The organism is Brevundimonas nasdae, from assembly GCF_016654005.1.
In the GTDB taxonomy this organism is placed as follows: domain Bacteria; phylum Pseudomonadota; class Alphaproteobacteria; order Caulobacterales; family Caulobacteraceae; genus Brevundimonas; species Brevundimonas nasdae.
In genome coordinates, this window is the sequence record NZ_JAEPWN010000015.1 from 35395 (window position 1) to 61878 (window position 26484).

General features: G+C 61.7%; 25 protein-coding genes, 1 tRNA gene and 1 pseudogene. 15 read left to right on the plus strand and 12 right to left on the minus strand.

Annotated features, from left to right (window positions below; all coding sequences use genetic code 11):
- Nucleotides 1-102 precede the first annotated feature (102 nt).
- Nucleotides 103-9531 carry a calcium-binding protein gene (locus JKF87_RS17000; RefSeq protein ID WP_201101069.1) on the minus strand — a complete coding sequence of 3143 codons (9429 nt, stop codon included), beginning with the start codon at nucleotides 9529-9531 and terminating at the stop codon, nucleotides 103-105.
- A 376-nt stretch (nucleotides 9532-9907) separates the two neighbouring features.
- Nucleotides 9908-10282: a hypothetical protein gene (locus JKF87_RS17005; protein ID WP_201101070.1), complete on the minus strand. Its 375-nt coding sequence runs from the start codon at nucleotides 10280-10282 to the stop codon at nucleotides 9908-9910.
- 569 nt (nucleotides 10283-10851) lie between these two features.
- Between JKF87_RS17005 and JKF87_RS17010 the strand changes: the two genes are divergently transcribed.
- Complete coding sequence (locus JKF87_RS17010; protein ID WP_201101071.1) at nucleotides 10852-11088, plus strand: hypothetical protein; 237 nt, start codon at nucleotides 10852-10854, stop codon at nucleotides 11086-11088.
- 224 nt (nucleotides 11089-11312) lie between these two features.
- A complete protein-coding gene (locus JKF87_RS17015) occupies nucleotides 11313-11603 on the plus strand; it encodes a hypothetical protein (protein ID WP_201101072.1) in 291 nt (96 codons plus the stop codon).
- Between the two features lie 86 nt (nucleotides 11604-11689).
- On the opposite strand, the gene JKF87_RS17020 is transcribed toward JKF87_RS17015, so the two are convergent.
- Both JKF87_RS17020 and traA read right to left on the minus strand, forming a co-directional pair.
- Nucleotides 11690-12145: a hypothetical protein gene (locus tag JKF87_RS17020; protein WP_201101073.1), complete on the minus strand. Its 456-nt coding sequence runs from the start codon at nucleotides 12143-12145 to the stop codon at nucleotides 11690-11692.
- 17 nt (nucleotides 12146-12162) lie between these two features.
- On the minus strand, nucleotides 12163-15111 hold the full coding sequence (gene traA, locus JKF87_RS17025) for a Ti-type conjugative transfer relaxase TraA (RefSeq protein WP_201101074.1): 2949 nt from the start codon (nucleotides 15109-15111) through the stop codon (nucleotides 12163-12165).
- A 172-nt stretch (nucleotides 15112-15283) separates the two neighbouring features.
- On the opposite strand from traA, the gene JKF87_RS17030 reads away from it, so the two are divergent.
- The 4 genes from JKF87_RS17030 to JKF87_RS17045 are packed head-to-tail and all read left to right on the plus strand — an operon-like array spanning nucleotide 15284 to nucleotide 16512.
- Nucleotides 15284-15610 (plus strand): conjugal transfer protein TraD, encoded by a 327-nt coding sequence (locus JKF87_RS17030; protein ID WP_201101075.1) that lies wholly within the window; start codon nucleotides 15284-15286, stop codon nucleotides 15608-15610.
- Between the two features lie 16 nt (nucleotides 15611-15626).
- Complete coding sequence (locus tag JKF87_RS17035; protein WP_307418329.1) at nucleotides 15627-15869, plus strand: conjugal transfer protein TraD; 243 nt, start codon at nucleotides 15627-15629, stop codon at nucleotides 15867-15869.
- 36 nt (nucleotides 15870-15905) lie between these two features.
- Nucleotides 15906-16244 (plus strand): helix-turn-helix domain-containing protein, encoded by a 339-nt coding sequence (locus JKF87_RS17040; protein ID WP_201101077.1) that lies wholly within the window; start codon nucleotides 15906-15908, stop codon nucleotides 16242-16244.
- A 10-nt stretch (nucleotides 16245-16254) separates the two neighbouring features.
- Nucleotides 16255-16512 carry a hypothetical protein gene (locus JKF87_RS17045; RefSeq protein WP_201101078.1) on the plus strand — a complete coding sequence of 86 codons (258 nt, stop codon included), beginning with the start codon at nucleotides 16255-16257 and terminating at the stop codon, nucleotides 16510-16512.
- Nucleotides 16513-16524: 12 nt separating this feature from the next.
- Here JKF87_RS17045 and JKF87_RS17050 read toward each other — a convergent pair whose 3' ends face one another.
- The 3 genes from JKF87_RS17050 to JKF87_RS17060 all read right to left on the minus strand — a co-directional run bounded on the left by JKF87_RS17050 (nucleotide 16525) and on the right by JKF87_RS17060 (nucleotide 17847).
- Nucleotides 16525-16833 carry a hypothetical protein gene (locus tag JKF87_RS17050; RefSeq protein ID WP_201101079.1) on the minus strand — a complete coding sequence of 103 codons (309 nt, stop codon included), beginning with the start codon at nucleotides 16831-16833 and terminating at the stop codon, nucleotides 16525-16527.
- Nucleotides 16834-17038: 205 nt separating this feature from the next.
- Nucleotides 17039-17350 carry an excalibur calcium-binding domain-containing protein gene (locus JKF87_RS18680; protein ID WP_201101080.1) on the minus strand — a complete coding sequence of 104 codons (312 nt, stop codon included), beginning with the start codon at nucleotides 17348-17350 and terminating at the stop codon, nucleotides 17039-17041.
- The gene (locus JKF87_RS17060) at nucleotides 17350-17847 is read right to left on the minus strand and encodes a hypothetical protein (RefSeq protein ID WP_201101081.1); all 498 of its coding nucleotides are present in this window, start codon (nucleotides 17845-17847) and stop codon (nucleotides 17350-17352) included. The genes JKF87_RS18680 and JKF87_RS17060 overlap by 1 nt, the downstream gene beginning before the upstream one ends.
- A 395-nt stretch (nucleotides 17848-18242) precedes the next feature.
- On the opposite strand from JKF87_RS17060, the gene JKF87_RS17065 reads away from it, so the two are divergent.
- The 3 genes and pseudogenes from JKF87_RS17065 to JKF87_RS17075 all read left to right on the plus strand — a co-directional run bounded on the left by JKF87_RS17065 (nucleotide 18243) and on the right by JKF87_RS17075 (nucleotide 21052).
- Nucleotides 18243-18707, plus strand: coding sequence for a DUF6932 family protein (locus JKF87_RS17065; RefSeq protein ID WP_370874359.1), 465 nt, complete (start codon nucleotides 18243-18245; stop codon nucleotides 18705-18707).
- Entirely contained in the window at nucleotides 18704-19966 is a 1263-nt protein-coding gene (locus JKF87_RS17070) for an XRE family transcriptional regulator (protein WP_201101083.1), read from the plus strand. Before JKF87_RS17065 ends, JKF87_RS17070 begins: the two co-directional genes overlap by 4 nt.
- Before the next feature lie 72 nt (nucleotides 19967-20038).
- Nucleotides 20039-21052: pseudogene (locus JKF87_RS17075) on the plus strand (beta family protein).
- Here the strand turns inward: JKF87_RS17075 and JKF87_RS17085 are convergent.
- The 4 genes from JKF87_RS17085 to JKF87_RS17100 form a co-directional block, all read right to left on the minus strand.
- A complete protein-coding gene (locus JKF87_RS17085) occupies nucleotides 21015-21608 on the minus strand; it encodes a sce7726 family protein (RefSeq protein WP_275945271.1) in 594 nt (197 codons plus the stop codon). The pseudogene JKF87_RS17075 and the gene JKF87_RS17085 overlap by 38 nt on opposite strands.
- Nucleotides 21609-21890: 282 nt before the next feature.
- Nucleotides 21891-22100: a hypothetical protein gene (locus JKF87_RS17090; protein WP_201101087.1), complete on the minus strand. Its 210-nt coding sequence runs from the start codon at nucleotides 22098-22100 to the stop codon at nucleotides 21891-21893.
- A gap of 104 nt (nucleotides 22101-22204) precedes the next feature.
- On the minus strand, nucleotides 22205-22681 hold the full coding sequence (locus JKF87_RS17095) for a HEPN domain-containing protein (RefSeq protein WP_201101088.1): 477 nt from the start codon (nucleotides 22679-22681) through the stop codon (nucleotides 22205-22207).
- A complete protein-coding gene (locus tag JKF87_RS17100; protein WP_201101089.1) occupies nucleotides 22678-23223 on the minus strand; it encodes a hypothetical protein in 546 nt (181 codons plus the stop codon). Before JKF87_RS17100 ends, JKF87_RS17095 begins: the two co-directional genes overlap by 4 nt.
- Nucleotides 23224-23340: 117 nt before the next feature.
- On the opposite strand from JKF87_RS17100, the gene JKF87_RS17105 reads away from it, so the two are divergent.
- The 6 genes from JKF87_RS17105 to JKF87_RS18685 all read left to right on the plus strand — a co-directional run bounded on the left by JKF87_RS17105 (nucleotide 23341) and on the right by JKF87_RS18685 (nucleotide 26434).
- Nucleotides 23341-23496, plus strand: coding sequence for a hypothetical protein (locus JKF87_RS17105; RefSeq protein WP_201101090.1), 156 nt, complete (start codon nucleotides 23341-23343; stop codon nucleotides 23494-23496).
- Between the two features lie 169 nt (nucleotides 23497-23665).
- Nucleotides 23666-23872 (plus strand): helix-turn-helix transcriptional regulator, encoded by a 207-nt coding sequence (locus JKF87_RS17110; RefSeq protein WP_201101091.1) that lies wholly within the window; start codon nucleotides 23666-23668, stop codon nucleotides 23870-23872.
- Nucleotides 23873-23877: 5 nt separating this feature from the next.
- On the plus strand, nucleotides 23878-24048 hold the full coding sequence (locus tag JKF87_RS17115; protein ID WP_201101092.1) for a hypothetical protein: 171 nt from the start codon (nucleotides 23878-23880) through the stop codon (nucleotides 24046-24048).
- Between the two features lie 44 nt (nucleotides 24049-24092).
- Nucleotides 24093-24377 carry a toxin-antitoxin system TumE family protein gene (locus JKF87_RS17120; RefSeq protein ID WP_201101093.1) on the plus strand — a complete coding sequence of 95 codons (285 nt, stop codon included), beginning with the start codon at nucleotides 24093-24095 and terminating at the stop codon, nucleotides 24375-24377.
- Nucleotides 24374-24715 carry an HVO_A0114 family putative DNA-binding protein gene (locus tag JKF87_RS17125; RefSeq protein WP_201101097.1) on the plus strand — a complete coding sequence of 114 codons (342 nt, stop codon included), beginning with the start codon at nucleotides 24374-24376 and terminating at the stop codon, nucleotides 24713-24715. Before JKF87_RS17120 ends, JKF87_RS17125 begins: the two co-directional genes overlap by 4 nt.
- Nucleotides 24716-24748: 33 nt before the next feature.
- Nucleotides 24749-26434, plus strand: coding sequence for a recombinase family protein (locus JKF87_RS18685; protein ID WP_343773274.1), 1686 nt, complete (start codon nucleotides 24749-24751; stop codon nucleotides 26432-26434).
- Here JKF87_RS18685 and JKF87_RS17140 read toward each other — a convergent pair.
- A tRNA-Met gene (locus JKF87_RS17140) sits at nucleotides 26391-26467 on the minus strand. The two genes, JKF87_RS18685 and JKF87_RS17140, sit on opposite strands and share 44 nt — an antisense overlap.
- Nucleotides 26468-26484 lie beyond the last annotated feature (17 nt).

A 26484-nucleotide genomic window follows, 5' to 3' on the forward strand; every position in this document is an offset into this window, starting at 1 on the left:
CACTGAGAGGAGGCCTTTTCGACTTCCCAGCCCGCGGTCAATAAAACATATTTTCAAAGGTCTGCCTGACCGAACGCGCGTGCACCCGGCCAGGCCTTTTCCTCAGACGAAGGAGTGATCCTGAAGCACGCCAGCCCGAATCTCGAACCAGCTCGACGGCATGCCATGAACCACTTCGAACCCGCCATCGTCCATAGCCGGCAAGCCGGACAGCATGAACGGATTATCCGCCGCCGGGATGGAAGCACTAAGGAAAGGCCGCTCGTCAACAGCTTCCATAGAGAGGACGTGCGCCCGCGAGGTTGACGGTTGGAAGCCCGATCCAGCGGCGGCGCTTGAGCTCGGAGTGCTGCCCACCAAATCCTCCAAGGTGGACCAGACACTGTCGGAATCGAAATACACCGCCTCGACTCCGCTCAAAAGATCGCTGCCCTCATCACCCACCAGATCGGTGATGGTTACAGTCCCATTGGGGTTGCGCGTGAAGCTGAAGTTAGTGGAAGCGCCGAAGTAGTTGGCCTGATCATAGCCGTCGCCGCCGTACAGAAAATCATCGCCCTGGCGGCCGACGAGTGAGTCGTCGCCGCCCAGACCGTAAATCCGATCAGAACCCGACGTGCCCTGAACCCAGTCGTCGTCCGCTTCGGTGCCATAGTCGGCGACAAGATTGTTGAGCGACGACCAAGTCTGGCTGGCTTCGAAATAGACCGCTTCCATGTCAAAGACGGTGTCCACGCCCTCCGTGCCCGTCACATCCGCGATAGTTACCGCTCCGTCTGCTTGGCGTGTGAAGACAAAATCAGCGATGTCGCCAGCGTAGTTGACCTGATCGTAGCCTTCGCCGCCATAGAGGAAGTCGTCGCCTGCGTGACCGACGAGCGTATCGTCGCCGGCCAGGCCGAACAGTCGGTCGCTGTTGGCCGTGCCGCTGATCCAGGCGTCATCACCGGCAGTGCCGTGGACCCCGACCAGCTCGATCAAAGTCCTCCAGTTGCCGTCGCCGTCGAAATAGACTGCCTCAATGTTGCGGAGCGTGTCGGCGCCGTCCGTCCCGATAAGGTCGGTCGCGACAACATCGCCATTCTCTTGGCGCTCGAACCGCACCTCGCCAAGCTTGCCAGCGAAGGAGGCTTGGTCCTCGCCCGCGCCGCCGTCGAGCAGATCGTTGCCCGCCGCTCCATAGAGGACGTCGTCGCCCCCAAGGCCCACGATGACGTCGTTGCCAGATCCTCCACTCAGATTGTCGGGCCCTTCTGTGCCCTGGATGGCCAACAGGCTTGCCAGAGCCACCGGCGAGGCTTCATCGCCGAACTGGACCCACTCGATGCTCTCCAGCACGTCCACATCTCCGGTGGCGGTGTGCGTGGCGATCACAAGTCCGTCCGCCCTCAGGGCGAACAGGAAGGCGTTGCGGGACTGGACGTAGCGAGCCGTATCCTGCCCGTCCCCGCCATTCAGATGGTCGTCGCCGAGCCCGCCGGTCAGAAAGTCGTCTCCGCCGCCGCCGAGCAGCATGTCTTCCCCGGCGCCGCCATCCAGCGCATTGGCCAATGCGTCGCCGACGAGGGCGTCGCCGAACGCGCTACCCATTAAATTCTCCACGTTGGTCACGACATCCCCTTCAGCGTCGCCGCCTGAGTAGACCCCGCCCAGTGCGACCGAGACCGCCGCCGAGGAGTTCGCATAGCTGACGGTATCAATACCGGAGCCGCCGTCGATCTGATCGGCCCCAGAGCCGCCTTCCAACCAGTCGTCGCCGCCGCCGCCCCACAACCGATCGGTGCCCGCGCCCGACTGCAGGCGGTTATCCTGAGCGTCCCCGGTAAGGACATCACTGCCGCCGCCGGTTATGACGTTCTCGATAGACGTGAGGTTCTCAAGCGCCTGTGTGGTGCGGGCGGTGCCCGCCGTCAAATCGACCGTCCAGCCCGCGTTCGAGTAGCGGAAGTCAACAGTGTCGGACCCCGCGCCCCCGTCGTAGCTGTCTTGGCCCATGCCGCCAGACAGAAGGTCGTCGCCGTCTCCGCCGAAGAGAGTATCGTCACCGGCGTCGCCTTTCAGGATATCGTTTCCGGCCCCGCCATTTAGGGCGTCGTCGCCGGCACCGCCGATGAGGACGTCGTCACCTTCACCGCCGGAAAGGGTGTCGTCGCCGTCGAAGCCTTCGATCCGATCAGCGCCGGTCGTCGTCGCCGATGCGGTATGGAGCGCCTCGACGTCGGCCAGCGTCGCTACCGTGCCATCGTCAAAGACCAGTTCCTCGACGCCCTGCCCTGGCGCAGCGGCGAGGCGAAGCGTGATCGAACCCGTCGCGCCAGAGAAGCTCAGCCGCCACACGCCCGGCTCGTCGGTTCGTTCGGCCCGCATCATCGCGGGCGTGACGCCGGGCCCGAAAACGACCCGATCGATCCCGAGATCGGTCCCGTTGTCAACGATCACATCGTCGCCGTCGCCTAAGGCGTAACGATAGGTGTCGGCCCCGCCCTCGCCGCGGAGCTGGTCGTCACCCGCGCCGCCGGTCAAATCCTCTACCGCGTCGAAACCGACGATGAGGTCGTCGCCGGCCGTCGCCGCGTCAGCGAGGTAGATCGCCTTCAGGTCGGCATAGGCGAGCGTCTGGCCGTCACTGAACCGGAACGCTTCCACCAAGCCTGCTGCCTCGACGCCTTGGTTCTTGAGTGTAATCGACTGCTGGGCGCCGAACGACAGAATGACGTCAAGCCCCGAGCGAGAGACGGTCATCGCCGCAAGCGACAGACCTGTCCCAAACACGATTGTGTCGGTATCGGTTGAACCGACCTGTTCTTCGACGACGTCGTGGCCGTCTCCGGAGGCGACGAGATAGATGTCCGCGCCGAAGCCCCCAACTAGACGGTCATCTCCGGCGCCGCCATTCAGGACATCGGCCAGACCAGTACCGACGATAGTATCGACTCCGACTGTTCCGGCATTAGCGATCGCTGTAGGAACCAGATCCTGACGGGTCCAGATCACGCCATTAGCGAAGACGACTTCTTCGATCCCGCCGCCGGCGGCCTGCTGGTCGAGGTAAATAGCCCCGTCGGAGCCCGGCAACACCAGAACGATATCGTTGACGTCTGAGCTCGACTGCAGGATCAGCACGTCTTCGGGAAGGATGTCCGCGCCCATCACTAGGCGATCAACATCGGTGGCGGGACCGAAGTCCTGGATGGAGTCGCGACCATCGCCCAAATCATAGACGTAGACGTCGGAGCCCGCACCGCCCCGCAGAACATCATGGCCAGACGCACCGATCAGATGGTCAGCGCCCAGACCGCCGTTCAATACCTCGGCAGCGCTTGTGCCGCGTACGACAGGCAGCCCGTTGGCAGTACCGCTCGCTAGTGACACCAAGCTGGCCTTCGTCCAAACCGTGCCGTCTGCGAACGATATCTGCTCGATCCCCGAGTATGTGTTTATCCCGCCAACAATATAAACGCTGTCAGGTCGTCCGGCGATCTGGAGTCTGACATCGCCCCCATAGAGCGACGGGAGGGTGACAATCACGTCGTCCGGTGCAATTCCCTCTTCAAAGATCAACCGATCAATGTCGGACACATAACCAGGGCCCTCTTTGATGACGTCGTTACCGTCACCCAAGCCGAAGTAGTAGGTGTCAGACCCGTTATCTGAGTCGTAATAGTCGTCTCCAGCGCTTCCGCGGAATACGTCAGAGCCATACGAGTCGAGAATTCTATCATTGCCGCCAGTCGTGACAGTCTTCAAATATTCTGCAAAGATCTGAGTGCGCGTCCAGAAAGCGCCGTCGGCGAACTCAACCCTGTCCACGCCGGTGTAGATCCAGTTCTGGCCTACCAGAAGCACGCTGTCAGTGGTTCCGCGAACACTCAGAAGATAATCGTCGTCCGAACGGGTGATCGCAATGTCGGCCACGGAGATTCCAGCCTCAAAGCGCAAAACCGCCGTGTCCGATACGTGACCCGGTCCGCCGCTTAGGACATCACGTCCATCGCCGCGACCGAACACATAAACGTCCGACCCGGTGTCGTGGATGAAATGGTCGTCACCGGGATCGGCATAGATCACATCGCTGTAGTCGGTGTCGAAGATCACCGAGGAACTCGAAGCGGCCTGACCCTGAGCGTAGATCGCAAAAAGCTCCGTCTTGGCCCATATCGTGCCGTTGGCAAACTCAACGGTCTCAATGCCGGAGAACCGACCTAGTTGACGGTCCAACAGGATGGCATCTCCGCCTGCACCAACCTGAAGCAATAGGGTGTCGCTGCCGTAACGCGAGATGTGGATCATTTCCGGCGTGATGCCGGCGCCGAACAGTATCCGGTCGCTGTCGAAGGTCCCGGTTCCTTGATCGTTGATGAAGTCGAACCCGTCGCCAAGGTTGAAGAGGAATGTGTCGCTGCCGCTTCCCCCGATAATTACATCGTTCCCGGCCCCGCCAACTAAGACCTCGCTTAATGAGGACCCGGGAAGGTCGTCATTCCCTGATGTGGGCGATCGTGCGAATTCGAGCATATCAACAGCCACGGCGGGGGCGCCGTCGGCGAAGGCCTGAAGTTGAGCCGTCGTCCAAAGCGAACCATCAGCGAAAGACACCTGATCGATGCTTGCGCCGGTCGCAAACCCCGATAGGAGAATCTTTTCGGCGCCGACAGTCAGGACTAGGGCAGCGTTGTCGCCGATCACCTTGCGTACCTGCACATTCAACGCCGTGATTCCGGCTCCGAACGCCAGCACATCGACGCCTGCCGTCCCGGCGTCCGCGATGATGTCATTTCCATCGCCTAGAGCATAACGATAGACGTCACTCCCCGCACCGCCGCTTAGACGGTCGGCGCCGGGACCACCCACCAGTATGTCTTCACCGGTCGTTCCAGTAAGGGAGGCCGTCCCTGCCTCGCCCTGAGCGAGGTAAGCCGCGAGCAGTCCCGACATCGACCAGGTGACGCCATCAGCGAACTGAACATGACCGATGGCATTGCGTTCGAGCATGACTGCTCCCGCGCCGGTCGTGAACGACAGCACGAACTCCGCGGAGCCGAAGCTCGGCCGGCCAATCACGATCTCCTGCGCCGTGACGTTCTTCAGAACTAGAACGTCGGCGCTCCCCTCGCCTGCAGCACCGGCGGCGACGCGATCAAAACCGTCCCCCGCTGCATATTCGTAGCGGTCAACGCCAGCGCCACCCTTCACAAGATCGTTGCCGGCGGTCATCCCGATCACATCGGCTCCCGTCCCGCCGACGATGACGTCGTCGCCGTTCGTTTGCCGACTAGCGATCGCTAGGCTTTGCAGTTGAGCGGCGCTCCAGACTGTTCCGTTGTTGAACACAACTTCTTCCAAGTCGGGACCGATGACTACGCCCCCGTCGCCGATGGCCAACATCATCTCCCGGTCGTTGCTCAACGACCGCGTCACGCGGACATCGTCCGGTGTGATGCCTGTCCCGAGCACTAGGCGGTCGATCGCCGCGTCAACGCCGCCGTCGGCAATCCGATCGAGGCCACCGCCACGCTCGTAGCGATAGGTGTCCGCGCCACGTCCGCCCTGCAGCGTGTCGTCGCCCGCCCCCCCATCCAACACATCGTCTGTGTCAAATCCAGTAATCACATCATTTCCGACCGAGGCCGCCTGCGCCAGGGCACGAGCATTCAGATCGGCGCGTGACCAGACGACGCCATTGGCGAAGACGAACTCATCAATCCCTTCCCAGTAGGAGCCGGAGTTCTGCGACTTCAGTGTGATCTGGTCACCGGTCCCCGGAATGCTCAGTACGAGTTCATCGGTGCGGAACACGGACCGTTCGACGATTATGTCATCCGGCAAAATTCCGGCTCCAAACTCCAAACGATCTTGGCCACTTATGTCGACAATGTTGTCGCGGCCGTCGCCGAGATTGAAGCGGTAAACGTCGTCGCCGGCTCCACCGCGCAGCGTGTCATTCCCCTTGCCGCCGACGAGTATGTCGTCGTTGAATTCGCCATCCAAGCTCTCATTGCCTCGCGTTCCCACGACGATGTCATCGTAGAACCCACCTTGAGTGACTGCGCGGCTCAGAATGTCGTCCTTGGTCCAAGTGACGCCGTCGCTAAATACGACCGAATCTACCCCTTGATCGTCCTCTTCCAGACCGTCCAGAACGGCTAGGGTGACGCCACCGGCGATCAGGACGAAGCGGGAGGCGTCATCAGCGGACCGCACGACGGAGACTGCGGACGAGGCCGCGTCTTCGAGAACCAGGCGGTCGTAGTCGCTCAGCGCCCCGATATCGCGAATGGTCTGGGCACCATCCCCGGCTCGAATGACATAGGTGTCCGAGCCGTAGCCGCCCACCAAAACGCCGGCCTCGGTGTCCCCGGAGAGTACGTCGTCGAAGATCGTGCCTGTGGCAGTCGATGTCGTACCTGCATGGGGGACCTGCGCCTGAGCCAACAACTGTGACCGAGTCCAAATCACCCCGTCGGAAAAGCGAATGCGCTCGACCCCACCGAGGTTAGCGTAGGTCTGGCCGAGTAGTTCGACGGCCACGCCATCCTGTCCAGCCACCGTGATCCGGACGTCCTCGCTTGAGCCCGAGAGCCAAACGGAGATAGCTGTCGAGGCCACATCGGCGAAGACAAGCTCGTCGATGGCCGCACCGAGGCCCGCGTCGTCGACACGATCTGTGCCGCCCCCGCGATGAATGAAATGGTCTGAGCCCTGCCCACCGTTCAGAATATTCCGCCCCGTGCCGCCCTCCAGGATATCATCCCCTAAACCGCCATGGAGCTCATCATCACCATCTCCCCCTTCAAGCCAATCGTCGCCTTCATCTCCGTACGCGACATCATCGCCAGCGCCACCGTTAAGGTAGTCGCCGTGGCCACCCAGACCGTAAAGGCGATCATCTCCAAACTCCCCAAACAGCCAGTCGTCCAGTTTTCCGCCCTGAAGACTGTCGTGACCAGCTCCGCCGAATACATCGGCACCGAGGTCGCCGGCGACGACATAATCGTGGCCGTCACCCGCAGCGACCCTCGCCGCGACCGTCACCGTGAAGTTCTTGGAAGTCCGGACGCCATTAAACGCGATGAAGCTATCAGAATCACCGCTGATTGAATGGCGGCCGTCAAGAACGTCACCGGCAAGAATGATCCTGTCGGAACCGGCATCGCCGAGGATCTCGTCCTTCGAACCAGTCGGAATGACATCCCCGATCACCAGCGGATCGTCGCCTTCGCCGGCGAAGGTCAGCCTCTCGCCGTCGATATAGGTCAGACCGATATTCTCGGCATTGACTCCCCACTGCTCGAACAGGAACGTCCAGCCGCCATTCCAGTCGACTTCCGCTCGACGATGCAGTCCAAGATCAAACGCCCGCTGGAGCAGCAGTTGCCAACCCACGGATTCGTTGGAGTTTGGATCAGCCGCAATCAACGCGTTGATGGTGTCGACGTTGGCCAAATAGGTTTGAAAATCTTTTGCGACGATCATGTCGCTTATCACCAGCGTGGACGCACCGGCGACGATGTCGCCGTTCTCATCGCGAGCTCGTTCCAGCGAAGCCGCCAACGCCCTCATTGCATACGGATCGCCGCCGCCGAGCGAGAACTGCTCGAGCAGTCGAATGACCCCATTCTCAACCAGCTGGGATATGTCCTGTCCGAAGTTGGCTTCCGCAGCGGAGCCCATCTTCAGTCGACTATCTTGACCGACCTGGCCGTACCCGCTGGACGAAATATCTTCCGCATTGAGCGTAACGGCGCCGACGGAAAGCAGAACCGAGTTCACGTTGTCGCGCACGATCGACGCGATATCCTCGACGAGCTCTCGCGAACCCCCAGCCTCGGAGGAAACCCGAGAAATGAAGAGCGTGCCAGCGGCCGCGTCATACTGCAGGTCAGCCCAGGCGATGGGCGTATCCCCGCCGATCAATCCGCCAAGCAGCCCCCCGATCAAATCGCCGACGATCGACCCGACGAAGGCACCGACGAAGGGGATCGGGATCAGCGTCTGCCCGACTATTCCGCCTAGTCCGCTCCCGAGATTTGAACCGACGATTTCGCCATACGAATCCCACTCGGCGATCTCATTGGAAATGTAGTTGGCAGCGACCGAGCCGAGGGCGTTGAAACCCGCAGCTGACAGGCCGGTAGACCATGGGCGCCCCTCCAGCAGGTTTTGACCGATCTCGTTGAGAGCCGCTCCCGCCGGCGCGCTGACAAAAGGCGCCAGTTCGCCGTCAACGCCGATCAGGTCCGCAAACTTGGTCGCAGCAAACGAGGCGATTGCGGAGAAGGCGGCACTCTTCAAGAAGAGGTCGGGATTTAGAGCGTCAAGCGACGTCTGCGCCGCCTGAGCGAGAGGCGACCCATCTTCCGATATTGACAGGATAAACCTGATCGCCTCGATCTGCGCCGCAGTCGAGCCCGCAGTCTCGGCGAATATGGATAAGGCGCCAACCAGATCGCTCGGCAGTCCCGTTTCCTCGAGCAGCTCGCTCACGAGAGCACGCGCTGCGTAGCCGCCGACGGAGCCGATGGCCGTCATGGCGAAACGCCCCATGACGTGGGGCAAATCGAACGGCGTGTCTCCAGCTATGCTGTCGACGGCCGTGCTCCCGAGAGCCCTGAGCGCCGAGCCGAACGCGATGTATTCGAGAGGATCATCCGCGAATGTCAGGCGCGCAAACTGGTCGAGAAGTCGGTCGGCTTGCTGACCTGCTTCGGTGTCAGGCGAGAAAACAGACTCGTTGTGAACTCTCCAACCAGCCGCAACATAGGTATGCAACCCCTCGACTTCGATGTTGTAGACCGTCGCCGTTCCGGCGCTCTTGAGGCTCCATCTAGCTTCGGCCGACGTATTCCGCTCGACATCGGTGCGCGAGTTGCCGCAGGCGCGATGGTACGCCCCACTCTCATCAACGATCAGCCCATCGTCGGCAACGATCTCGCTGAGCGGCCGAAAGGCGCCTTCCTCCGTCAGAAAGGGATGGTCCGCTGTGACGATGACGCCATGAAAATCAAAAACCGGCTGATCGGGCGTCTCAAACAGGCGGGTGACCCGGCCTCGCGACAATACCCCTCGGCCACCGGCTTCGCTCGGGTCAAAAGCTAGTACCTCGTCATCAATCCGAATGTCTGCGATAGCGCGTTGCGACCCGTCCGCCATCGAAATCTGTGTCGAGCCGCCAAAGCAATAACGGTACCGCCAATGGGTGTCCCGATGGGCGCCGTACGTCCCGTAGAATGACGTGTTGTTTGAATTCAACTCGTCGATCACCATGCCGTCGCCCTCGAAGGTGATCTCAAACCCATCACCAACGAGGTTCGGGTCGAAATTCCGACGCTCTATGTCGGAAAAGAACTGATAACCCAATGGCTTCCCGGAAGGGGAAAAATCAAAATTGTCGTTGAACGGCTTAACTTCCGCCCCGATCAACTTCACCACGCCGCTTGCCGAAACTTCTACTGTTCCGCCCTTGATCAGGAACGAGGTCCTACCCCAAACGGCGACACGATACGCATAATCTGGGATTCCCGGATCCTCCATGTATTGATTCAGATCAGCGGATCTCTGACTTTTGCTATATAGCGCCTCAAAACTATAGGTCCCCGGGGACAGATCGTTTCTACTGAACAGATCTTTTACAGCTTCAATAGATCCGATATTTAGCTTTTGACCTGGTCCATGACGCATATACCAATATGAGTCGACGTCGACACTCTCCCGCCTCTCCTGCCAGCTTCGCCCGGGACCCAAACATTCGGCGCTTGAGCGCCATTGACCATGTGTCGAGCGAAATCGCTATAAGTCCACTTCCGCCCATCGGAAAGCTGAACCTCATACCTGTCGGCGGCGGGCCTGAACTGCCCGAGCCCGAGATTGGCCCAATACTGCATTGCCCTATAAATCGTTACAGCATTATTCACTTCACACCCCCGGACATGCGATCGATATCAATACCGCTTGAAAACAATACGCCACACATATCGAACTCGACGAAAGCGACAACTCGGCCACCGTTAATAGTCGGAGCTTCAATAAAAACAGACCAGACTTCGGGGCTGTCGATAGACATTGGCTTCTTCTTTACTTCGCAGCAAGTTTCTTTATTCAACGGATGGTCAGATTGGACCCTACCGTCAGCCAGCAAATAGACGCCTCCCGCGTCTCGCTCTATCCAACGTATCGCGGCCTCGACTGCCTGCTGCTCCGTCATCTTCGGTCCCTTGCACAGCGGTATGTAGGCACCGCATGATGACACGAAGAGCGAGGCGGATGCGCAAAGCAGAGTCTTCACGCGCCATCCAGACAAGGACCCGTTTTTCTTGCTTTCGAGTAGGCTTGACTTCACATCAAAACTCCAGCTTGACCCCGTACGCTTTGACACGAGGCATCACGCATGGGGCGTAGGCGCGCTCACAACTTGCGAATTTCTGGATGCGGTCATTGCGGCCCCGCTGGCCAAACTTTTCAAGCATAGGCGACGTCGCCGCACCATTCGATAGGCAAGGATCGGCGACAGAGCAGAACTGCCTGAGCCGGTGATGGGTGCCGCCGCGCGTCGGTGATCGCCTCACAGGCCGCCGGGCGAGTCCGGACGGGGCGAGCCGCACCCAACTGAGCGCAAGCCTGACCTCGCAAAGATCTTTCCTGACCCCCGGCCCATCATTCATCGGTATCGCACCCCCAATATTGCAGGCATGACACATGGGGCTGGGGTTGCGAAGGCATGGAGCTTACGTTGCGCACACATTATTCAGAGAAGTTGTTGATAGTCTCTCCGCAACAGTGGGATTTCATCGTCCCAGCTACCTCAATCCTCCACCCGACAGCCAAATTGCGAGAACTTTGAAATGCTTGCCGGTTTTGCCCTATCTGCTCTCCTCTTACTGTCGGGTCACGGAAGTCTTCAAAACATTCCGTCACAAACACCGGCAAGCGGCGCGCGGCAACGTGTCGCACCACCTCGCCAATTTCAGCCTGAAATCGAGCTTCAACGGCAATCCGACGCCGCGTTCTCCCCGAGCGGACCGCTTGAGTTCAGCAGTGGCACGGCCGCTGTCGGCCAAATCCTCGCGTCTGCACCCGCGCGCCATGGCCTGACTGGCCGGCTGCGAAGCCCCCTGACCTTCCGGGGCTATTCCGCCGGCGCCGCCCCACTACCGGGCGGGACGCCCGTCTATGCTGTAAGACTCAACGGCGGAAAGCTCTCCTGGTGCGCCCCCTACCAGGGACGTAGCCCCCGGACGCGGCAACCGCGGTGGGAAGCGAACTGCGCCGTCCCCAGCCTTGGCTACGTGGCCCACGGTCAAGCCTTCGATCATGGCATGCTGGTCGAACAGGTCCGTTTCGTCGGACATGCCGAAGACGCCGACGTCTCCGTTGAGCCGGTGGACTTCGGCGTACCCATGCGCATCGTCTATGTACTGGACGGCTGGCGCCGGGGGACACCGCTCATTCGAGCCTATGCCGAGATCGACGGCGAGCGCGGCGAGAAGATTCTGGACTACGCCACCGTTGAGGCGGAGGCGCCAGGTCGCTGGGCCGCGCAAATCCTGAATCGTCGCATAAGTCTGACCGCTACAGCGCCGGGCGGCGACTTGATGATTGAGCCATAGACGGCGCTGCTCGAAAATCGGTTAGCTGAGCGGTTGTCGCCGGACCGTTTTTGCAACTGTCATTCCCCGTCATCGTGTCCGATCCGTCAGAAGGCAGCCCGAAGGACCCAGCCAATCACGCCTCCAAGCAACAGTGCCACCACACCGACTTGCAGCAGCCGCCGGTTTTGCAGATCCGCAGTGCGTGCCTGTTCAACCCACCGTCCAATCTCCCGCGCGGCGCCGGACAGATGCCTCACGGCCTCCTGCATCATCTCAGTGGCTTCCCTGCGCGCATGCCCTTGAGCAATCCTGATTTCCCGCGCCACGTCCTCGGGCGTGAGGCTCAACGCTCCTCGCTCAGCGAGGCGGCCCATCGCCGCCGAGCTGGTCGCCATGTCGGCAGCGAGCTGTCCGAGGGTCTCGGTATAGTCCGGCTGCGCACGCCGTTCCCCGGCCAGCGCTTCTACACCGAGACGCATCAGCGCCACCTCTCGCCGCAAGGCCTCGAAGGCCTCGGCGGCGGTCACCTCGCCTCCCACATCGCTTTCGTCGGTATCCATCAAACCAGCTCCTCTGCTTAGATGCCCATCCCTCGGCCACGCCCCCGGTCGGCGCCGATGCTCCGCGCCAGCGTCTGACCCAGGGAGCGTCCGACCTCAGTCTCGATACCCAGCGTCGCCTGCCGACCGCGCAACACCGACTCCATCTGCGGATCGCGCTCCAGCGCCTTTGCCAGCGCCGCCATGCGATCCCTCGCGTCGGACATCATCTTCATGTCACCGGCGCCGTAAGCCTCGGCGCGGCGCGCATTCAGATGCGTCCAGTCGTTGACGAAGCGATCGGCGCGTTTGACCGGATCGGCTTGCCGTTCCGCCTCCAGTTGAAGGATGCGAATGGCACGCTGCGTGCGCCCGCCAGCCACCTCTTCAGGCAGACCGTTATCGGCGCGATATGACCGCTCAAGGGAGGATGAGGCATTGCGATCGAAGCGATCCAATGCCGTCCGAGCCTTCTGCAAAGCCGTCACCTGATGAGGCAGGGCAGGATGTCCCCTCCCCTCCGCCTTGAAGATCTCGCCCACCGCCCGCGCATGACCCTGTACTGCGCGACGGCGCAGATCGCCGAAGTCGTCACTGGCGGGCGACGGGGTCTTGGCCGGCCTGTCCGGCGATGCCGGTTGCGACGCTTCAGGTGATGACCGATCGAGCGGTTTAAAGCCGGCGAAGATGTCGCGAACCTTCCGCACGACCGCCTTCATCCGGTCAGGGAAGGTGATCCCTCGCCGCTCCGCGAAGAGGCGCGCGGCGTCAGGATCAGACGGATCGCGGCTATCGAGCGCCATGTCCTTGGTGCGTTCGCGCGACAGACGACGCGCCAGGCCCGGACCGTCGTCGAAGTCGTCCTTGCCGTAATGCAGATCGACGCGGTCGCGATGGCGCGACAGCGCCACATAGGTCGAGCGTCGGTCCAGTCCCGGCGTCGCCAGCACATGCGTGCGATCAACGGTGACGCCTTGGCTCTTGTGCAAGGTGGCAGCGTAGCCGTGATCGACGTGCGCATAGTCCCTCAGGTCGAAGACCACCGACCGACCAGCATCCAGATCCACCGTCATCTGCCTCGGCGTTACGGCGCCGACTGAACCCAACATTCCGTTCTTCACGCCAAGGCCGCGATCGTTCTTCAGCAGCATGACGCGGTCGCCCGGCGCGAACACACGCGCGCCGGCTGCGGTCTGGACGGTCGCGTCTTCCCCCAGTTGCCCAGCGTCGCTCAGCCGGTCACGCGCGGCGGCGTTCAGAGCGTGACGCGCTTCATTCGTATGGGTGAGGATAATCCGGGTCCGATCCGGATGTTTAAGACGATCCTTGTCCCAGCGAGCGATCAGTTCGGCCTGGGCCACCGCTCGCGTTTCGCCGGCGTGGACCATGGCCTGGTCAGCATAGGCCTGTAGCGCGTCGGCCGTCCGACCGGTCGCCAGATGCCGCGTGGCGTCACGCTGCCAACCCTCGCGCTGGCGTCGAACTTCAGTGATCTCGACATGGGGATGGCGTTCGACCGTCGCCCGGAAGGCAGCGCCGGCCTCGATGGACTGGAGCTGTTCGGGATCGCCGACCAGAACCACCTTGGCGCCCGCCGCCTGCGCGACGGACACCACCCGTTCCATCTGACGTGTGCCGACCAGACCGGCTTCATCGATCACCAGCACATCGCGGGCACGCAATAGCTCGCGGTCCTGGCTCCAAGCCAACTCCAAGCTGGCGAGGGTGCGCGAAGCGATGCCCGAACCGCTCTCCAGGTTCTCCGCTGCGATACCGGACAACGCCGCGCCCCGGACCGTATAGCCCGCATCCTCCCAAGCCTCGCGGGCGACGCCTAACAACGCGGACTTGCCTGTGCCCGCATAGCCCACGACCACCCCGAAGTCCCGGCTGTCCGTGACGTGCTCGAACGCCGCCCTTTGCTCGCCTGACAAGGTCAGACCAGCAGCCTGGGACCGCGCCAGAGCGGCCGTCCTATGGTGCTGATCCACGGGATGCCCAACCTGCGTCGCCAGCCGGGCCGTAGCCCGCTCAAGCCGCAGTTCAGTGGCGATCATGTCGCGTGAGGTGAACCGCTCGGCCCCACGGCCGTCTTGACCGAGCGCGACCAGATCCGGCGCGTTCATCACCGCGCTCATGGCCTGGTCGAACTGCTCTTGGCCATCCGAGTGGCGATGCACGAACATCGCAATGTCGCGACGGGTGAGGGTCGCCTGCTGGTGGGTCATTGCGTCGAGCGCGATGCTCGGCTCGGCGATGATCTTCGCTCCGTTGCGGCGGGCGATCTCAGCATGATCGATGAGGCGTTCGACCTCCAATCCTTTGCCCAACCGACGGGCGGCGGCCGCGCCGATCTTGTTCTGCGGCTCGAGGTCCAGGCCCTGGGCCTCAAGGCTGCGGTGATCGATGCTGGCGTCGATGTCCAGGGCGGCAAGCTGGGCGTTGACGTGATCAGCCCAGGCTTCGCGCCAATGCTCGACCAAGCCCGTGGCGTTCCACTCGCGCACCTTGGCGCCGAAGTCTCGTGCGCCTGCCCTGCCTTCGCCAACCTCGCGCAGGGTGAGCATGACATGGGCGTGGGGTTTGGCCTGACCGTCCGCGCCGATGTCCCAATGCACATTGAGATCAGCGACCATGCCGCGATCGACCATCTCTCGTTGGACGAAGTCCCGCGCCAGGGCGATCCCGTCGGCCTGGGTCATTTCTCGCGGGATGGCGAACTCGACCTCGCGCGAGAGTTGGGCGTCCTTACGCTTCTCTCCCGCCTCGACGGCATTCCACAGGCGCTCCCGGTCGCCGAGATGGTCCGGCGCGCCGTCCGGCAGCAGGATCTCGGAATGGGCGACGCCGGTCTTGCGGGTGAAGTCATGGGCGCGATCCAGCCGTTCGTCATGCAGGCGAGACGCCGAGCGATAGGCGGCGGACGCCAGGACGCTGGAGCCGGCGGCGCGGCTGATGACTTTGACGGAGAGATGGTAGATCGCCATGGCGACAGACCAAATACGCCCCTGAGAGCACGTCGGCACGACGTATAAGCGCGCCCTCCCAAGATTAAATCTCGGGATGGACCGGGTTGTCTCAGACCGTCCCGGCGACCTTGAAGCATTCCATCCACGCCAGGATTACACTGGTTGCATCACGTCACCGATGGAGACTGCCGTGCGCAAACCCCGCGACTATGATGCTGAGTTGAAGGCGCTGAGCGAGAAGGCCCAGGCGCTAAAAGAGCGGAAAATCCGGCAACTGGGCGAACTGGTGATCGCCACGGGCGCCGACGCTCTAGACGTTGAGGTTCTCGCCGGCGGTCTACTCTCCATGACCACCGTCACCGAAGCGGGTCGAAAGGAGACCATGCGCGCGCAAGGGGCGGCGTTCTTTCGCGACGGGTCACGGGGTCCTGTTGCTTCAACTGACGCGAACCGGGGCAAGCCTGCGCAAGGCGGAGACGATGCACCGTCGGGCGGAACTGGGCCGAGCACGACATGACGTTCGGGACTGGGTCGTGACGCGCCGGGAACGCACGCGCCATCTGATCGAGCTTGGCGGCTTGGTGGCGAAGTCTGGCTTGGTCGAGCTGACGGATGACGATCGCGCCACGCTCTATGGCGCGTTTCTCACCGCTGCAATGATGCTGCGCGGCGACCGGCGTGATGAGGTGTTGGCCCTATGGCGGCGGCGTGGGAAACGCGAGTTCGATCTACATATCGAACCGAACACCAAACGTAGCGGTAGCGGTCCGGTGTGAGATAAACACCGCTAGCTCAATCAGGTATCAAGGCTCATGGCACGCAGCACCACGACAGACGTCGACGCTCAGATCGGCGCAACGATCCGCACATTGAGGATAAGCCAGCGCATGACGCAGGCTGAACTCGCGCGTGAGATCGGCGTCACCTTCCAACAGGTGCAAAAGTACGAACGCGGCGTGAACCGCGTCAGCGCCGCCACCATGCTGAAGTTGGCGGAGGCGTTCGATTGCTCGGTCGCGCACCTGTATGGCGAGCCGGAAGTCTCGTCGAATACCAAGTCTGAGCGTGCGATCCTCAAACTCTGGGAGCAGCTTCATGACCCACAACGTGATGCCGTCGTGGTGATGATCCGGGAGTTCTTGAAGCGATAGGCACGACGGCTTGGCGCGTGACAGCGCAACCGCGCCGATATACGGCTACGCCATGGTTTCGTTCGAAGATCTAGCCGCTGGCAGCGACATCCACATCTGCGTGCCGCTGACGGGCGCGATCCTCATCCAGCCCAGGCCGGACTGCGAAGAAGAGTTCGATACGCTGGTCACGCATCTATACGAGGTCGAGGATCGACAGTACGCCATCCTACCGAAAATGGGGCCGGCCGGGTTCTACGCGTCAGCGGAAGTGATGCGGCTAAACTGACGCGGGAGACTCTTAGTTGAGCTTCGTCTCGGTCGTCGAGATGACGCTGACAAACTTCCCATTTCGGTCGATCAAGACAGCAGCGGATTTCGCTCCGCCCGAACCAAACACGTTGGCGCTGGAATGCAGCCACATCAGCTGAGTGGAGCCGCCATAGAGTTCGGTGCGCCCATTCGGAGGCCCCATGCGGGCGATCACTTCGGCCTCTGTCATTCCCGGCATCAACTGCGCGAGGACAGCAGTGTTGTAGTTGGTCCCTATTGATGCACAGCCAGACAGCAGTAAGGCAGCGGATACGGCGGCGGCGGTCAAACGGGTCATAGGTTTCTCCCGAAGCCTAGTGGCTTCCAGCACACTCTTCAGTCCGTCCAACCGAAGCCAAGATTGATAGTCGCGTGACGACAACCATCGGAACAACCCGCCTGCCGCCCCTGAATATCGAGCACTAGTAAACCAATACGTGGCCATAGTGGCGAGGTTTGGAGCAAAGGACTGCGAACAAGGCCTTATCCAAAAGCCCCGGCTCTTACTCGCACCCTACCCCGTCTCCATCACGGTCGAGATGTCTGCCGTAACCCGGATCACCCCGGCGAACGGGAGCTGCGCCAGCCGCCCGCGCCGCCGAGCAGTTCGCGAATGCGCGACCGGACGACGGAACAGACATTAGACCTTGCGTTCTGGCAGGGACAGATCTCGCTCCACTACCCCTGTGACAGTGATAGCCGCCCCTTTGACGATCGTTGTGGCAACCCTCGGCGTTTAGGCCACCTGAGTGAGCCGACACGGTAATTGGCAAAGCCGTAGCGATGATCGCCGCGATTATGCCGAAACTACGCATCACCAACTCCGAACCGCAACACCGACGCCAATGTAGTCGCTGCCAAAGTTGCCTTTGATCGCAACGCCGTCGGTGACGCGGAGAGCAACGGTGCCGTAGAGAGCGCTGTCGATATCAGCGACTCGATATCCGGCTCCGAACTCGAGCTTGCGCCAGCTCACCGTCGCTTCGATCCGCCCGTAGGCATCGACAGCCGTGTTATCGCACAGCTCTTCTTTTGCATATTGTCCGTTGGTGGTGTCGCGGCAGCGCGAACCGTTGATCTGATCGTACATCTGATAGCGATCGTTGTCGCCTTGGTAGACGAACCCGCCAACAGCCGGCGTCAGGTGGAAGTTACCGGCATTAAATCGCCAGCCAATACCAACCTCAGCGCCCGTGACATCCGAGACTTCGGCGCCATTGGCTTCGAGCACCAATGAACTGGATTGGGCGTAAGCTTGGTCGGTGACGGCGCACGCGGCAGCAGCGACCAACACGGCCGCAATCGTCTTCAAAAACACATTTCCCCCGAGGCAGTTAAATCCCACAACCCCCGTTGCGGCACTGGGCAGATACCACAATCTTGACGGGCGTCTAGGCCGCATTTTTGGCTTGAGGATGATTGATCGTTAGATAACTGCCTGCCTCCCATTCCATGGATGCGCGCTTGTCTGCCAGGATGGCTGTTCCAGCGCCACGAGTTGCGACGGGAGCTACCGGTCTGGGCAGCGCCATGAGCGGAAATCGATAGCTAGCCGAAAACGCGATGTTCACGCGACGCTACAGCGCCAACGGGCGAGGTAGGAACGGCTGTGCGTTGGGATTTCTGTATTTGGCGGCATCGACACGGTGCCGGTCCAGCTCCGCAGTAACTTGACTTGCATCCCACCCAACAATAATGTTGTGTTTGATGATTCCTGCGCTAATCGATATTGGTCACGGTGCGCCTTGGGGCGTTTTGCCCCCGGGTGTTCACGATGCAACGATCGAGGAGATCGCCGCCCGTTTCGCTACGACGCCGCATCGCGCGTGGTTGTTCGCGGGCTTCGTGCGGGCAGTCGACAGCCTCCGCGCCGCGGGCTGCAATGTCGTCTTTCTCGACGGCAGTTTCACCACGGCCAAAGACCACCCCGGCGACTTTGACGGATGCTGGGATCACGCAGGTATGGATTTCTCCAGGCTGGATCCTGTTCTCCAAGACTTCACCGGAAAACGAGAAGCCCAAAAGGCCAAATACCTCGGCGAGATGTTCCCAGCCTACGCGCAAAGTGGTGCCGGAGCATTCGTCGATTTTTTCCAAGTTGAGAAAGCTTCAGGCCAGCCGAAAGGCATTCTGCGGATTTTATTGACGACCTCGACAGGGGCGGCACCATGATTACGAACGAAAAGCAGTATCGATCCACCCGGGCCATGCTCGACAAGCTCACGGCGTCGGCCAATGCGCCGGCTGCCGCGGGCGTTGACCCGATCTTCGCCAGAATAGCCGATAGCGCCATCGCCAGCCAGGTTGCTGAACTTGAAGAGCTTGTCACCGACTATGAGCGCCTGAAGTCGGGCACCGTGAAGGAATTCAGGGCCGCGACGCTGTCCGATTTACCCGATAGCCTCGTTCGCGCCCGGATCGCGCGCGGCATGAGCCAGAAGGATCTGGCCGACTTTCTCGGCATGAAGGAACAGCAGGTCCAGCGCTACGAAGCGGAGCGGTACCGGTCGGCGAGCTTGGAACGGCTTGTCGAAATCTCCGACGCCCTTGGCGTGGCGATCGAGAACAGAGCCTCTTTAGTCGGCGACAGCCGCATGGAGTCGGTTGACCCTGTCGCCTGGCGGTCCTTCCCGATTGCGGAAATGTACAAGCGCGGCTGGTTCGAGGACTTCGCCGGCACAATGGCGCAGGCTCGCAAGTCCGCCAGCGAACTTGTGCCGGCCTTTCTCAGAGGCGCCAACGCCCAGTTCGCCCCGCTGGCGTTCCATCGCAAGTCCGTCAGGGCCAGCGGCTCTGTCCATGAGTCCGCGATCGCCGCCTGGGAGGCGCGTGTGCGCCGTTTGGCCCAAATCAATCCTCCGCCTGTCGCCTTCGATCGTCGGCGGATCGACGATGTCTGGATCCGAGGTCTTGTCAGCCTTTCGCTGCAACCGATTGGGCCGGCCCTTGCTGTGGACTACCTGCGCGACGCCGGCATTGCCCTGATCATAGAACGGCATCTCCCCGGGACCCTGCTCGACGGAGCGGCCCTATATTCTCTCGACGGTTTTGGCCTCGTCGCTCTGACGCTGCGACACGATCGGCTGGACAATTTCTGGTTCACGCTTCTGCACGAGATCGGGCACCTGAAGCTCCACATCGGGGCAGATGAGGCCTTCGCCGCGATCTTCGATGATACCGAGAGCCCTTCGGACAGCGACCACGAAAGTGAAGCGGATTTATTCGCGCAGGAGGCCTTACTTCCGGCTGCTCAGTGGGGGCTTGCGGTCTCCCGATTCAGCCGGACCGAACAATCAGTGATGATCGACGCTAAGCGGTTCGGAGTCGGCCCGGCTGTCATCGCGGGGAGGGTTCGTCGCGAGGCGGGGGACTACACCCTGTTGCGGGGTCTTGTCGGGGCGGGCGAGGTCCGTCACCAGTTCGGACTGTGAGGATCGGTGATGACCATAACGCCTAAACAGTATGTCCCTGTCCTTCGTTGGCGCGCAGGGGAGTATCGGGCTTTGTCCAAGCTTGGCAGCGCTGGCAAATCTCTAGTCGTCCCCCTGATTGAAGTTCTTGAGCCTGACTTCGACTTCGAGAAGTCGCGACCGGTAAAAACGATCGACAAGCAGCTGTCGGACTTCGGAGCACAACTTCAGAAGAGCTGGGGACAGCTCCCGGCGCTGCTGGACGGGCGTCAGCTCCTCCCGGCGACGCGGATGGCGGATGGAAGCCATCCGATGACCTTCCTGTTCACCGCGGCGCGGGCGCAGGGGGCGGTTCTGACCCCGGTCGTAGCCTTGGACAGCGATGTCGATTACCTGCTCGCTGTCCATGACATAGATGCCCACGACATGAATGGCGCGGTTCTGCGCTGCACCCTCGACGAGGCCCTCGATCCTGACTTCGCAGTCAATGTCGCGACCCTGCTTGGAAGGATCGCCATAGACCTGTCGCAGCTGGACATCGTGCTCGACCTCCGATCACCGGCATACGAGCCGCAGTCCGCTTTGATCGCTATCATCCGTTCTGCGCTCGCATCGCCGACCTTCCTCGGCGCACGCAGCACGGCCGTTCTGGGAGCCTCGTTTCCCGAGACGCTGACGGCCCTGTCTCTGCCGATCCAGACGGTCGATCGTCCGGAGTGGCGACTCTACAAAGCGCTCGTCGCCGTGCTGACGGCCGAGGAGCGCCGACCCGCCTTTGGCGACTACGCGGTCGCCGCGATCGCCTTCCCGAAGGGCGACATGCGCTTCATGCGCGGCTCACCGAATGTTCGGTACGCCGTTCAGGACGGCTAGCTGGTGGCCAGAACAAAGCGCGTCAAGGGTCAGACCAACCACGCGTATCCAGGCCTTTGCCTGTCGATCATCACGTCAGGCCAGTACATGGGGCCAACGTTTTCGCAAGGCAGCGCCTACATCCAGGGCTGCCAGTCAGGCACCGTGACAAGGGGCAATCCGACGACTTGGAAATGGGTTGCGACCAATCACCACATCACTGTGGTCTTGGACGATCTCTCCAGGATTCCCTAGACTTCAGCGCCGCGCGAACACGCTGCCCAAGCGCACGACGTGGAAGGCTGAGCGCTAAGACACCGTAGAGCTCATCCCGCGGCGCTCGCAGTGTCCGCTCCGGATGTCCGAGATCTCGCAGCATCTGTACGATTTCTGGCCGCCACAACAGTCTCGCCAGGGTCAACGCGTCGGTGTTGCGGTTAACGCGCTCCTCACGGAGCCGTTTTAGCGCGACCTGGCCGTTTTTGGCGCGGCTAACCAGAACAATGCCCCACCAAGCCGGAAGCATTGTGGATGCGGCAACTAGATGGCGTTCCGCGACGATGAGGGAAGCCTTGTCAACGACGGTGCCGTAGGCGGCAATTTGGTTAGGTAGCCGGCTCAGGGTGTCCGCTTCGGACTTGATCTCGAGCCCGCGGATATGACCGTTAATTACGGCGATATCGATCCGGCACGCCCCGTGATCGAGGCCAAGCTCGTCGATGACTAGGGTATCCTGACGATCCCGGGCGAACCGTAGCATCCGCGCGTGAACGGCGCGCCGAACGTCCAGATCGCCTATTAAACCAGCCATATCTGGGCATAGCCCCCGCAATTCAAAGTGCGCAAGCGATTTGATGAGGATGCCTATTGGCGTGCCGGTCGGTCAATTTTTCTTACGTGATGCGCCCATACGGCTGCGCTGAGTTTTGCCGCACCGGATCCAGCGAAGACCGGCGCAAAGTGCGCATTGTGAGCCGCCACTGAGAGTCAAACCTGCTTTTGGGGTGGCCAATCGGCATCTTACCCGAAAGCGGACGTCGTCAATGACCGCCTTGAGTCAAACCGGGACGTTACTAGCTCCCTCCAGGCTGATCTAACGGCGCCGCCGTTTTGGTCGGCTGCGTTCGATCAGAGCAGTCATTTGGCCGATGCCAACGAGCGCCTGCGCCAAACGTGTGGTGACCTCGTCGGGAAGAATTCCCATATGCAAGCCAATGGACTCGTAGCCCATCGCCCTAAACCGATGGAGCAGAAAGACGTCGCGGTCTTTGCGTCCTAGGTAGAGAATCGCGAAGACGAGCACGTCCCGTTCCTCCCACGGATCAAAGCACGGGCCGAACCACAGAGATCGGCGCCGCCACCGCCACCACTGCGATGGGCGCAACAGCCAGAGCCCCCGGCGAAACCTCACCTCGATAGCCCCGTGTTGGCAGCCGCCTGGCTAGAACCGCCCTCCCCTATTGAATCCCGTACTATATCAATGATCTGCCGGACGGTTTGGGAGGCATCGGCCCATGAGACCGCGTCAACGACCGCCGTCGGCATGTCTGCAATCCGCCGGGTCTGATAATAGGGGCTGAGGAGCGCTGCGATTTGCACCAGTCCGTCAGGAGGCGCATTCAGCCCTGCCCTTCTCGCACAGCTCAGCGCCTTGATCAGGTCGTGCCGGATGTGAACCCGGTTCCAGTCATCGCTGATACCGCGATGAAGCAAGTAAGCCTTCAGCGACAGTTCGATGGCGATCGCCAGGAAGTAGCGCGTCATCTCCGGAAAGCGCTGCACCGCCGCCTCGGCGCTCTCGTGGAAGCCGGTTGCGTTCCGAAAAAACGCCGATGCCAGTTGCCGATCAGACCTGCCGGTCTTGCGGTGCGTCCACCGGCTCATGGCCGAGCCGTCAGAAGTTTCAGGTCGCGCACGGCCCGAGCGACCATTCCGTACACCTGATCATCCTCTTCAGGCGCCAGCAGCCGCTCCACCACTTTAAGATGAGCGACGACAGTCTCAATATTCGCCGCTGGCTTCGTAGGCAGAAGATCAAGAACCGCCTTGCTCTCGTCGGACAGCCGTTCCAACTGCCTATCGATTTCATCCAAACGCTGCCTGCCTGTATGGGCCGCCTTCGCCTTTGCCGAGAGCGACCTCCACTTTGGGTCGCGCATCAGAGCGGCCTCGACCTGGCTCCATTCTGTCAGGAGGGCCTCCTGTTCGCGGTCGAGAGCCAGCCACTGCCGGCAAATGGCGAGCGATGTATCGGCAAACGACCAAATGGCAGGACGAGCTGCCCCCATACCCGTTGCCGCTATTCCAGATAGCAGCGCTCGCTTGGAAAGAGGCACCGAAGAGACCTCGCCATGCTCGGCCGCCTCGCTGGACGCCCCATCCGGGTGGACGGTTTGAACGAAAGGATTAAATCGACTTGCAGGCATCTTTACCTCCATAACCGATATCGCTTATAAGTAAGCGATATCGGTTATGTCAATTTTGTTGGAGGAAGAAGCTTGACCGGGTTGGAAGGCGTAGCCGCAGCCGATAGGCATGAGCCTATGGGACGTCCTTCGCTTGGCTTGAAACAGACGACGGTGCGGCTGCCGGTGGAGACGGTGCGCCGGATCGAGGCGGTCGTTGGTCCGTATCAACTGGCGGCCTTCATCCGCGAAGCCGTGGAAAACGAGCTGAAGCGCCGCGAGCAGAAGGTCTAGCCACTCGTCGGCTGCATTCGGAAGCGCAACGCTTCGGGTGAACTGTCCTTTTCACCGCCTTGTCTACGCGTGCTCCCTACGCCCGTAGGTCTGCCTGTTGCGTGTGTTCCGCCCCGTCCCAATGCTGATCAGGCCGCGCCTTGGCATCCTTCGGACCGGAGCAGTTTTCATGGCGGAGCCCGACCGCATTATCCGTCTCAAGACCGTGCTGGAGCGCACCGGCCTGAGCCGATCGACCATCTACCGCAAGATCAGGGAGGGTTCGTTTCCGGCGCAGTTGAAGCTGACCGTCCACGGCGCCGGGTGGCACGAGTCTGCCGTCAGCCGCTGGATCTCGAACCCTGCAGGGTGGCGGCCCGATCAGGAGGCGCGGTAGCGGCTATGGACGACGATCGCTTGCCCCCGATCACCGATGAGACTTCGTCGGAGACGATGTCTCCTCACCCCGCCGTCCTCATGATCGCCCGCCTCCTGGGCCGTCAGATGGCGCGCGAGGCGTTCGAGGCTCGCCAGGCCGCCAACGACAACCCTTCCGGCGACACGAACCAATGATGGAATCATTGACATCAGCGACCAGCGATGGGATATAGACCATCATGAAGGCGCAAGCGCTGCTCAACGAGCGGCATCAGCTGGGTCCAACGGCTTTTGTCGAGCTTCGGATTTGGCGGGTGCCGCAGCCGGTGCGGGGATCGAGCCACGATCTCAAATACGCCCTCGCCTATGTCGTCGATGGCGTCTGCGTGCTGCGCTACGACAATGAGGCGGGCAAGGGCGACCATCGGCATCTCGGGGCGAGGGAGACGGACTACGCCTTCACGACGCCAGCCGCTTTGCTGGCGGACTTTTGGAAGGACGTGGATCAATGGAGGCCGGAATGAACACTGTGACCCTCTCCATCGCCAGTCGCGAGGATGTGACGCGCCGCGCGCTGGCCGCCTTCGATGGCAAGGCGCAAGGCGCGCATCACTCCTTTGCCTCGCATGACCTCCTTTGGCAGACCCTGACACGCAAGCGGTGGGACCTGTTGCAGGCCATGACCGGCCAGGGGGCAATGTCCATTCGGGAGGCCGCGCGTCGGGTCGACCGCGACATGAAAGCGGTGCACGGCGATGTTCAGATCCTGATCAAGGCCGGTTTGATCCAGCGCGAGGGTCGAGGCATCATTTTTCCCTATGACGCCGTCCACGTCGATTTCATGCTGACCAAGGCCGCCTGACCTTCAACACGCAGCCATCTAACGGAGGATGTTATGACCCGCGTCGCCCTCTATGCGCGCTACTCGTCTGACCAACAGAGCGCCACCTCGATCGAGGATCAGTTGCGCATCTGTCGAGAGCAGGCGGCGCGGGAGGGTTGGTCGGTCACAGCGGTGTACAAGGATGCGGCCATCTCCGGCGCCAGCGTCGTCCTTCGTCCCGGCATCCAGGCATTGCTGCAAGACGCCCAAACCCGCCAGTTCGACGTGGTGATGGCCGAGGCCCTGGACCGCATCTCACGCGACCAGGCGGACATCGCCACCCTCTTCAAGCACATGCAGTTCGCGGGCATCCCGATCGTCACCCTCGCCGAGGGCGAGATCTCAGAACTGCACGTCGGCCTGAAGGGCACGATGAACGCCTTGTTCCTAAAGGACCTGGCCAAGAAGACTCATCGCGGCCTCAGGGGCCGGGTCGAGCAGGGCAAGTCCGGCGGCGGGATCAGCTATGGCTATAATGTCGTGCGGCGGTTGAACAGTGAAGGCGAGCCCGTCCGTGGCGAACGCACCATCAATGCGGACCAGGCCGAGGTGGTGCGGCGCATCTTCAGAGAGTTCGCATGCGGCATTCCTCCCCGCCGCATCGCCCAGAGGCTCAACGCCGAAGGTATCCCCGGCCCTGGCGGCCGGCCCTGGGGCGGGACGACGGTGCGCGGTCACACCAAGCGCGGCTCGGGCCTGGTGAACAACGAGCTCTATATCGGTCGACTGGTGTGGAATCGGCAGAGGTTCATCAAGGATCCCAGCACAGGCCGCCGTGTGGCCCGGCTCAATCCGGAATCGGACTGGATCGTCGCCGAGGTGCCAGAGCTGCGCATCATCGACGACGCCACTTGGCAGGCGGCCAAGGCGCGACAGGCCCAGATCACCACCCAATACGCCGGCGTGATCGCTGGCATCCATGCCGCGCGTAATCCGCTCAATCGCACGCATCGGCCGAAGTCGCTGCTCTCAGGCCTGCTGCGCTGCGGCTGCTGCGACGGTCCCTACACCCTGCGAGGCCAGGGCCGCTTCGCCTGCTCCAATCATCTGGACACCAACACCTGCAGCAACAGCCGCACCATCACCCGCGCCAAGATCGAGCAGCGCGTCCTTGACGGGCTTCGTGACAAGCTGATGGCCCCAGAAGCGGCGGCAGAAGCCGTCCGCGCGTTCGTCGCCAAAACGAACCGGCTCAACCACGAGCGCCAGGCGACGCGCGCGTCTAGCCAGATAGAACTGACCAAGGCGGAGCGCGCCATCTCCGGAATTCTCGACGCCATCGAGGACGGTCGGCGCACGCCGGCGCTGATGGCGCGCCTGTATGAACTGGAGGACCGTGTTGCGGTCCTTCGCGCCCAACAGGCGGACACGGACGCGTCTCCGGTCGCACTCCACCCCAGCATTGCCGAGACCTATCGCAAGAAGGTCGCGCGTCTGGCTGAGGCTCTGAACCAGCCGGCCGAACGCGAGGAGGCGGCTACGGCTCTTCGCGGCTTGATCGAAAAGGTGGTGCTGACGCCGGGCGCCCAGCGCGGCGAGATGCACGCGACCCTGCATGGCGAGTTCGGCGTGATCCTGGACTGGCTCAACGAGAAGCCCAAGACCACAAACGACAACACCCCCGGCGCTTACGCGGCGGGGGTGTCGTTATCGTTGGGTGCGGGAGTAGGATTTGAACCTACGACCTTCAGGTTATGAGCCTGACGAGCTACCGGGCTGCTCCATCCCGCGGCAAACGGTAGTGTCGT

Excerpts from the sequence above, each read along its gene's own strand:
- JKF87_RS17000 (WP_201101069.1), bottom strand. The coding sequence starts at position 9,531 with ATGGAGGATCCGGGAATCCCAGATTATGCGTATCGTGTCGCCGTTTGG.
- JKF87_RS17015 (WP_201101072.1), top strand. The coding sequence starts at position 11,313 with ATGCTGGTCGAACAGGTCCGTTTCGTCGGACATGCCGAAGACGCCGAC.
- JKF87_RS17020 (WP_201101073.1), bottom strand. The coding sequence starts at position 12,145 with ATGGATACCGACGAAAGCGATGTGGGAGGCGAGGTGACCGCCGCCGAG.
- traA (WP_201101074.1), bottom strand. The coding sequence starts at position 15,111 with ATGGCGATCTACCATCTCTCCGTCAAAGTCATCAGCCGCGCCGCCGGC.
- JKF87_RS17040 (WP_201101077.1), top strand. The coding sequence starts at position 15,906 with ATGGCACGCAGCACCACGACAGACGTCGACGCTCAGATCGGCGCAACG.
- JKF87_RS17050 (WP_201101079.1), bottom strand. The coding sequence starts at position 16,833 with ATGACCCGTTTGACCGCCGCCGCCGTATCCGCTGCCTTACTGCTGTCT.
- JKF87_RS18680 (WP_201101080.1), bottom strand. The coding sequence starts at position 17,350 with ATGCGTAGTTTCGGCATAATCGCGGCGATCATCGCTACGGCTTTGCCA.
- JKF87_RS17065 (WP_370874359.1), top strand. The coding sequence starts at position 18,243 with ATGATTCCTGCGCTAATCGATATTGGTCACGGTGCGCCTTGGGGCGTT.
- JKF87_RS17070 (WP_201101083.1), top strand. The coding sequence starts at position 18,704 with ATGATTACGAACGAAAAGCAGTATCGATCCACCCGGGCCATGCTCGAC.
- JKF87_RS17085 (WP_275945271.1), bottom strand. The coding sequence starts at position 21,608 with ATGGCTGGTTTAATAGGCGATCTGGACGTTCGGCGCGCCGTTCACGCG.
- JKF87_RS17095 (WP_201101088.1), bottom strand. The coding sequence starts at position 22,681 with ATGAGCCGGTGGACGCACCGCAAGACCGGCAGGTCTGATCGGCAACTG.
- JKF87_RS17100 (WP_201101089.1), bottom strand. The coding sequence starts at position 23,223 with ATGCCTGCAAGTCGATTTAATCCTTTCGTTCAAACCGTCCACCCGGAT.
- JKF87_RS17105 (WP_201101090.1), top strand. The coding sequence starts at position 23,341 with ATGGGACGTCCTTCGCTTGGCTTGAAACAGACGACGGTGCGGCTGCCG.
- JKF87_RS17110 (WP_201101091.1), top strand. The coding sequence starts at position 23,666 with ATGGCGGAGCCCGACCGCATTATCCGTCTCAAGACCGTGCTGGAGCGC.
- JKF87_RS17115 (WP_201101092.1), top strand. The coding sequence starts at position 23,878 with ATGGACGACGATCGCTTGCCCCCGATCACCGATGAGACTTCGTCGGAG.
- JKF87_RS17120 (WP_201101093.1), top strand. The coding sequence starts at position 24,093 with ATGAAGGCGCAAGCGCTGCTCAACGAGCGGCATCAGCTGGGTCCAACG.
- JKF87_RS17125 (WP_201101097.1), top strand. The coding sequence starts at position 24,374 with ATGAACACTGTGACCCTCTCCATCGCCAGTCGCGAGGATGTGACGCGC.
- JKF87_RS18685 (WP_343773274.1), top strand. The coding sequence starts at position 24,749 with ATGACCCGCGTCGCCCTCTATGCGCGCTACTCGTCTGACCAACAGAGC.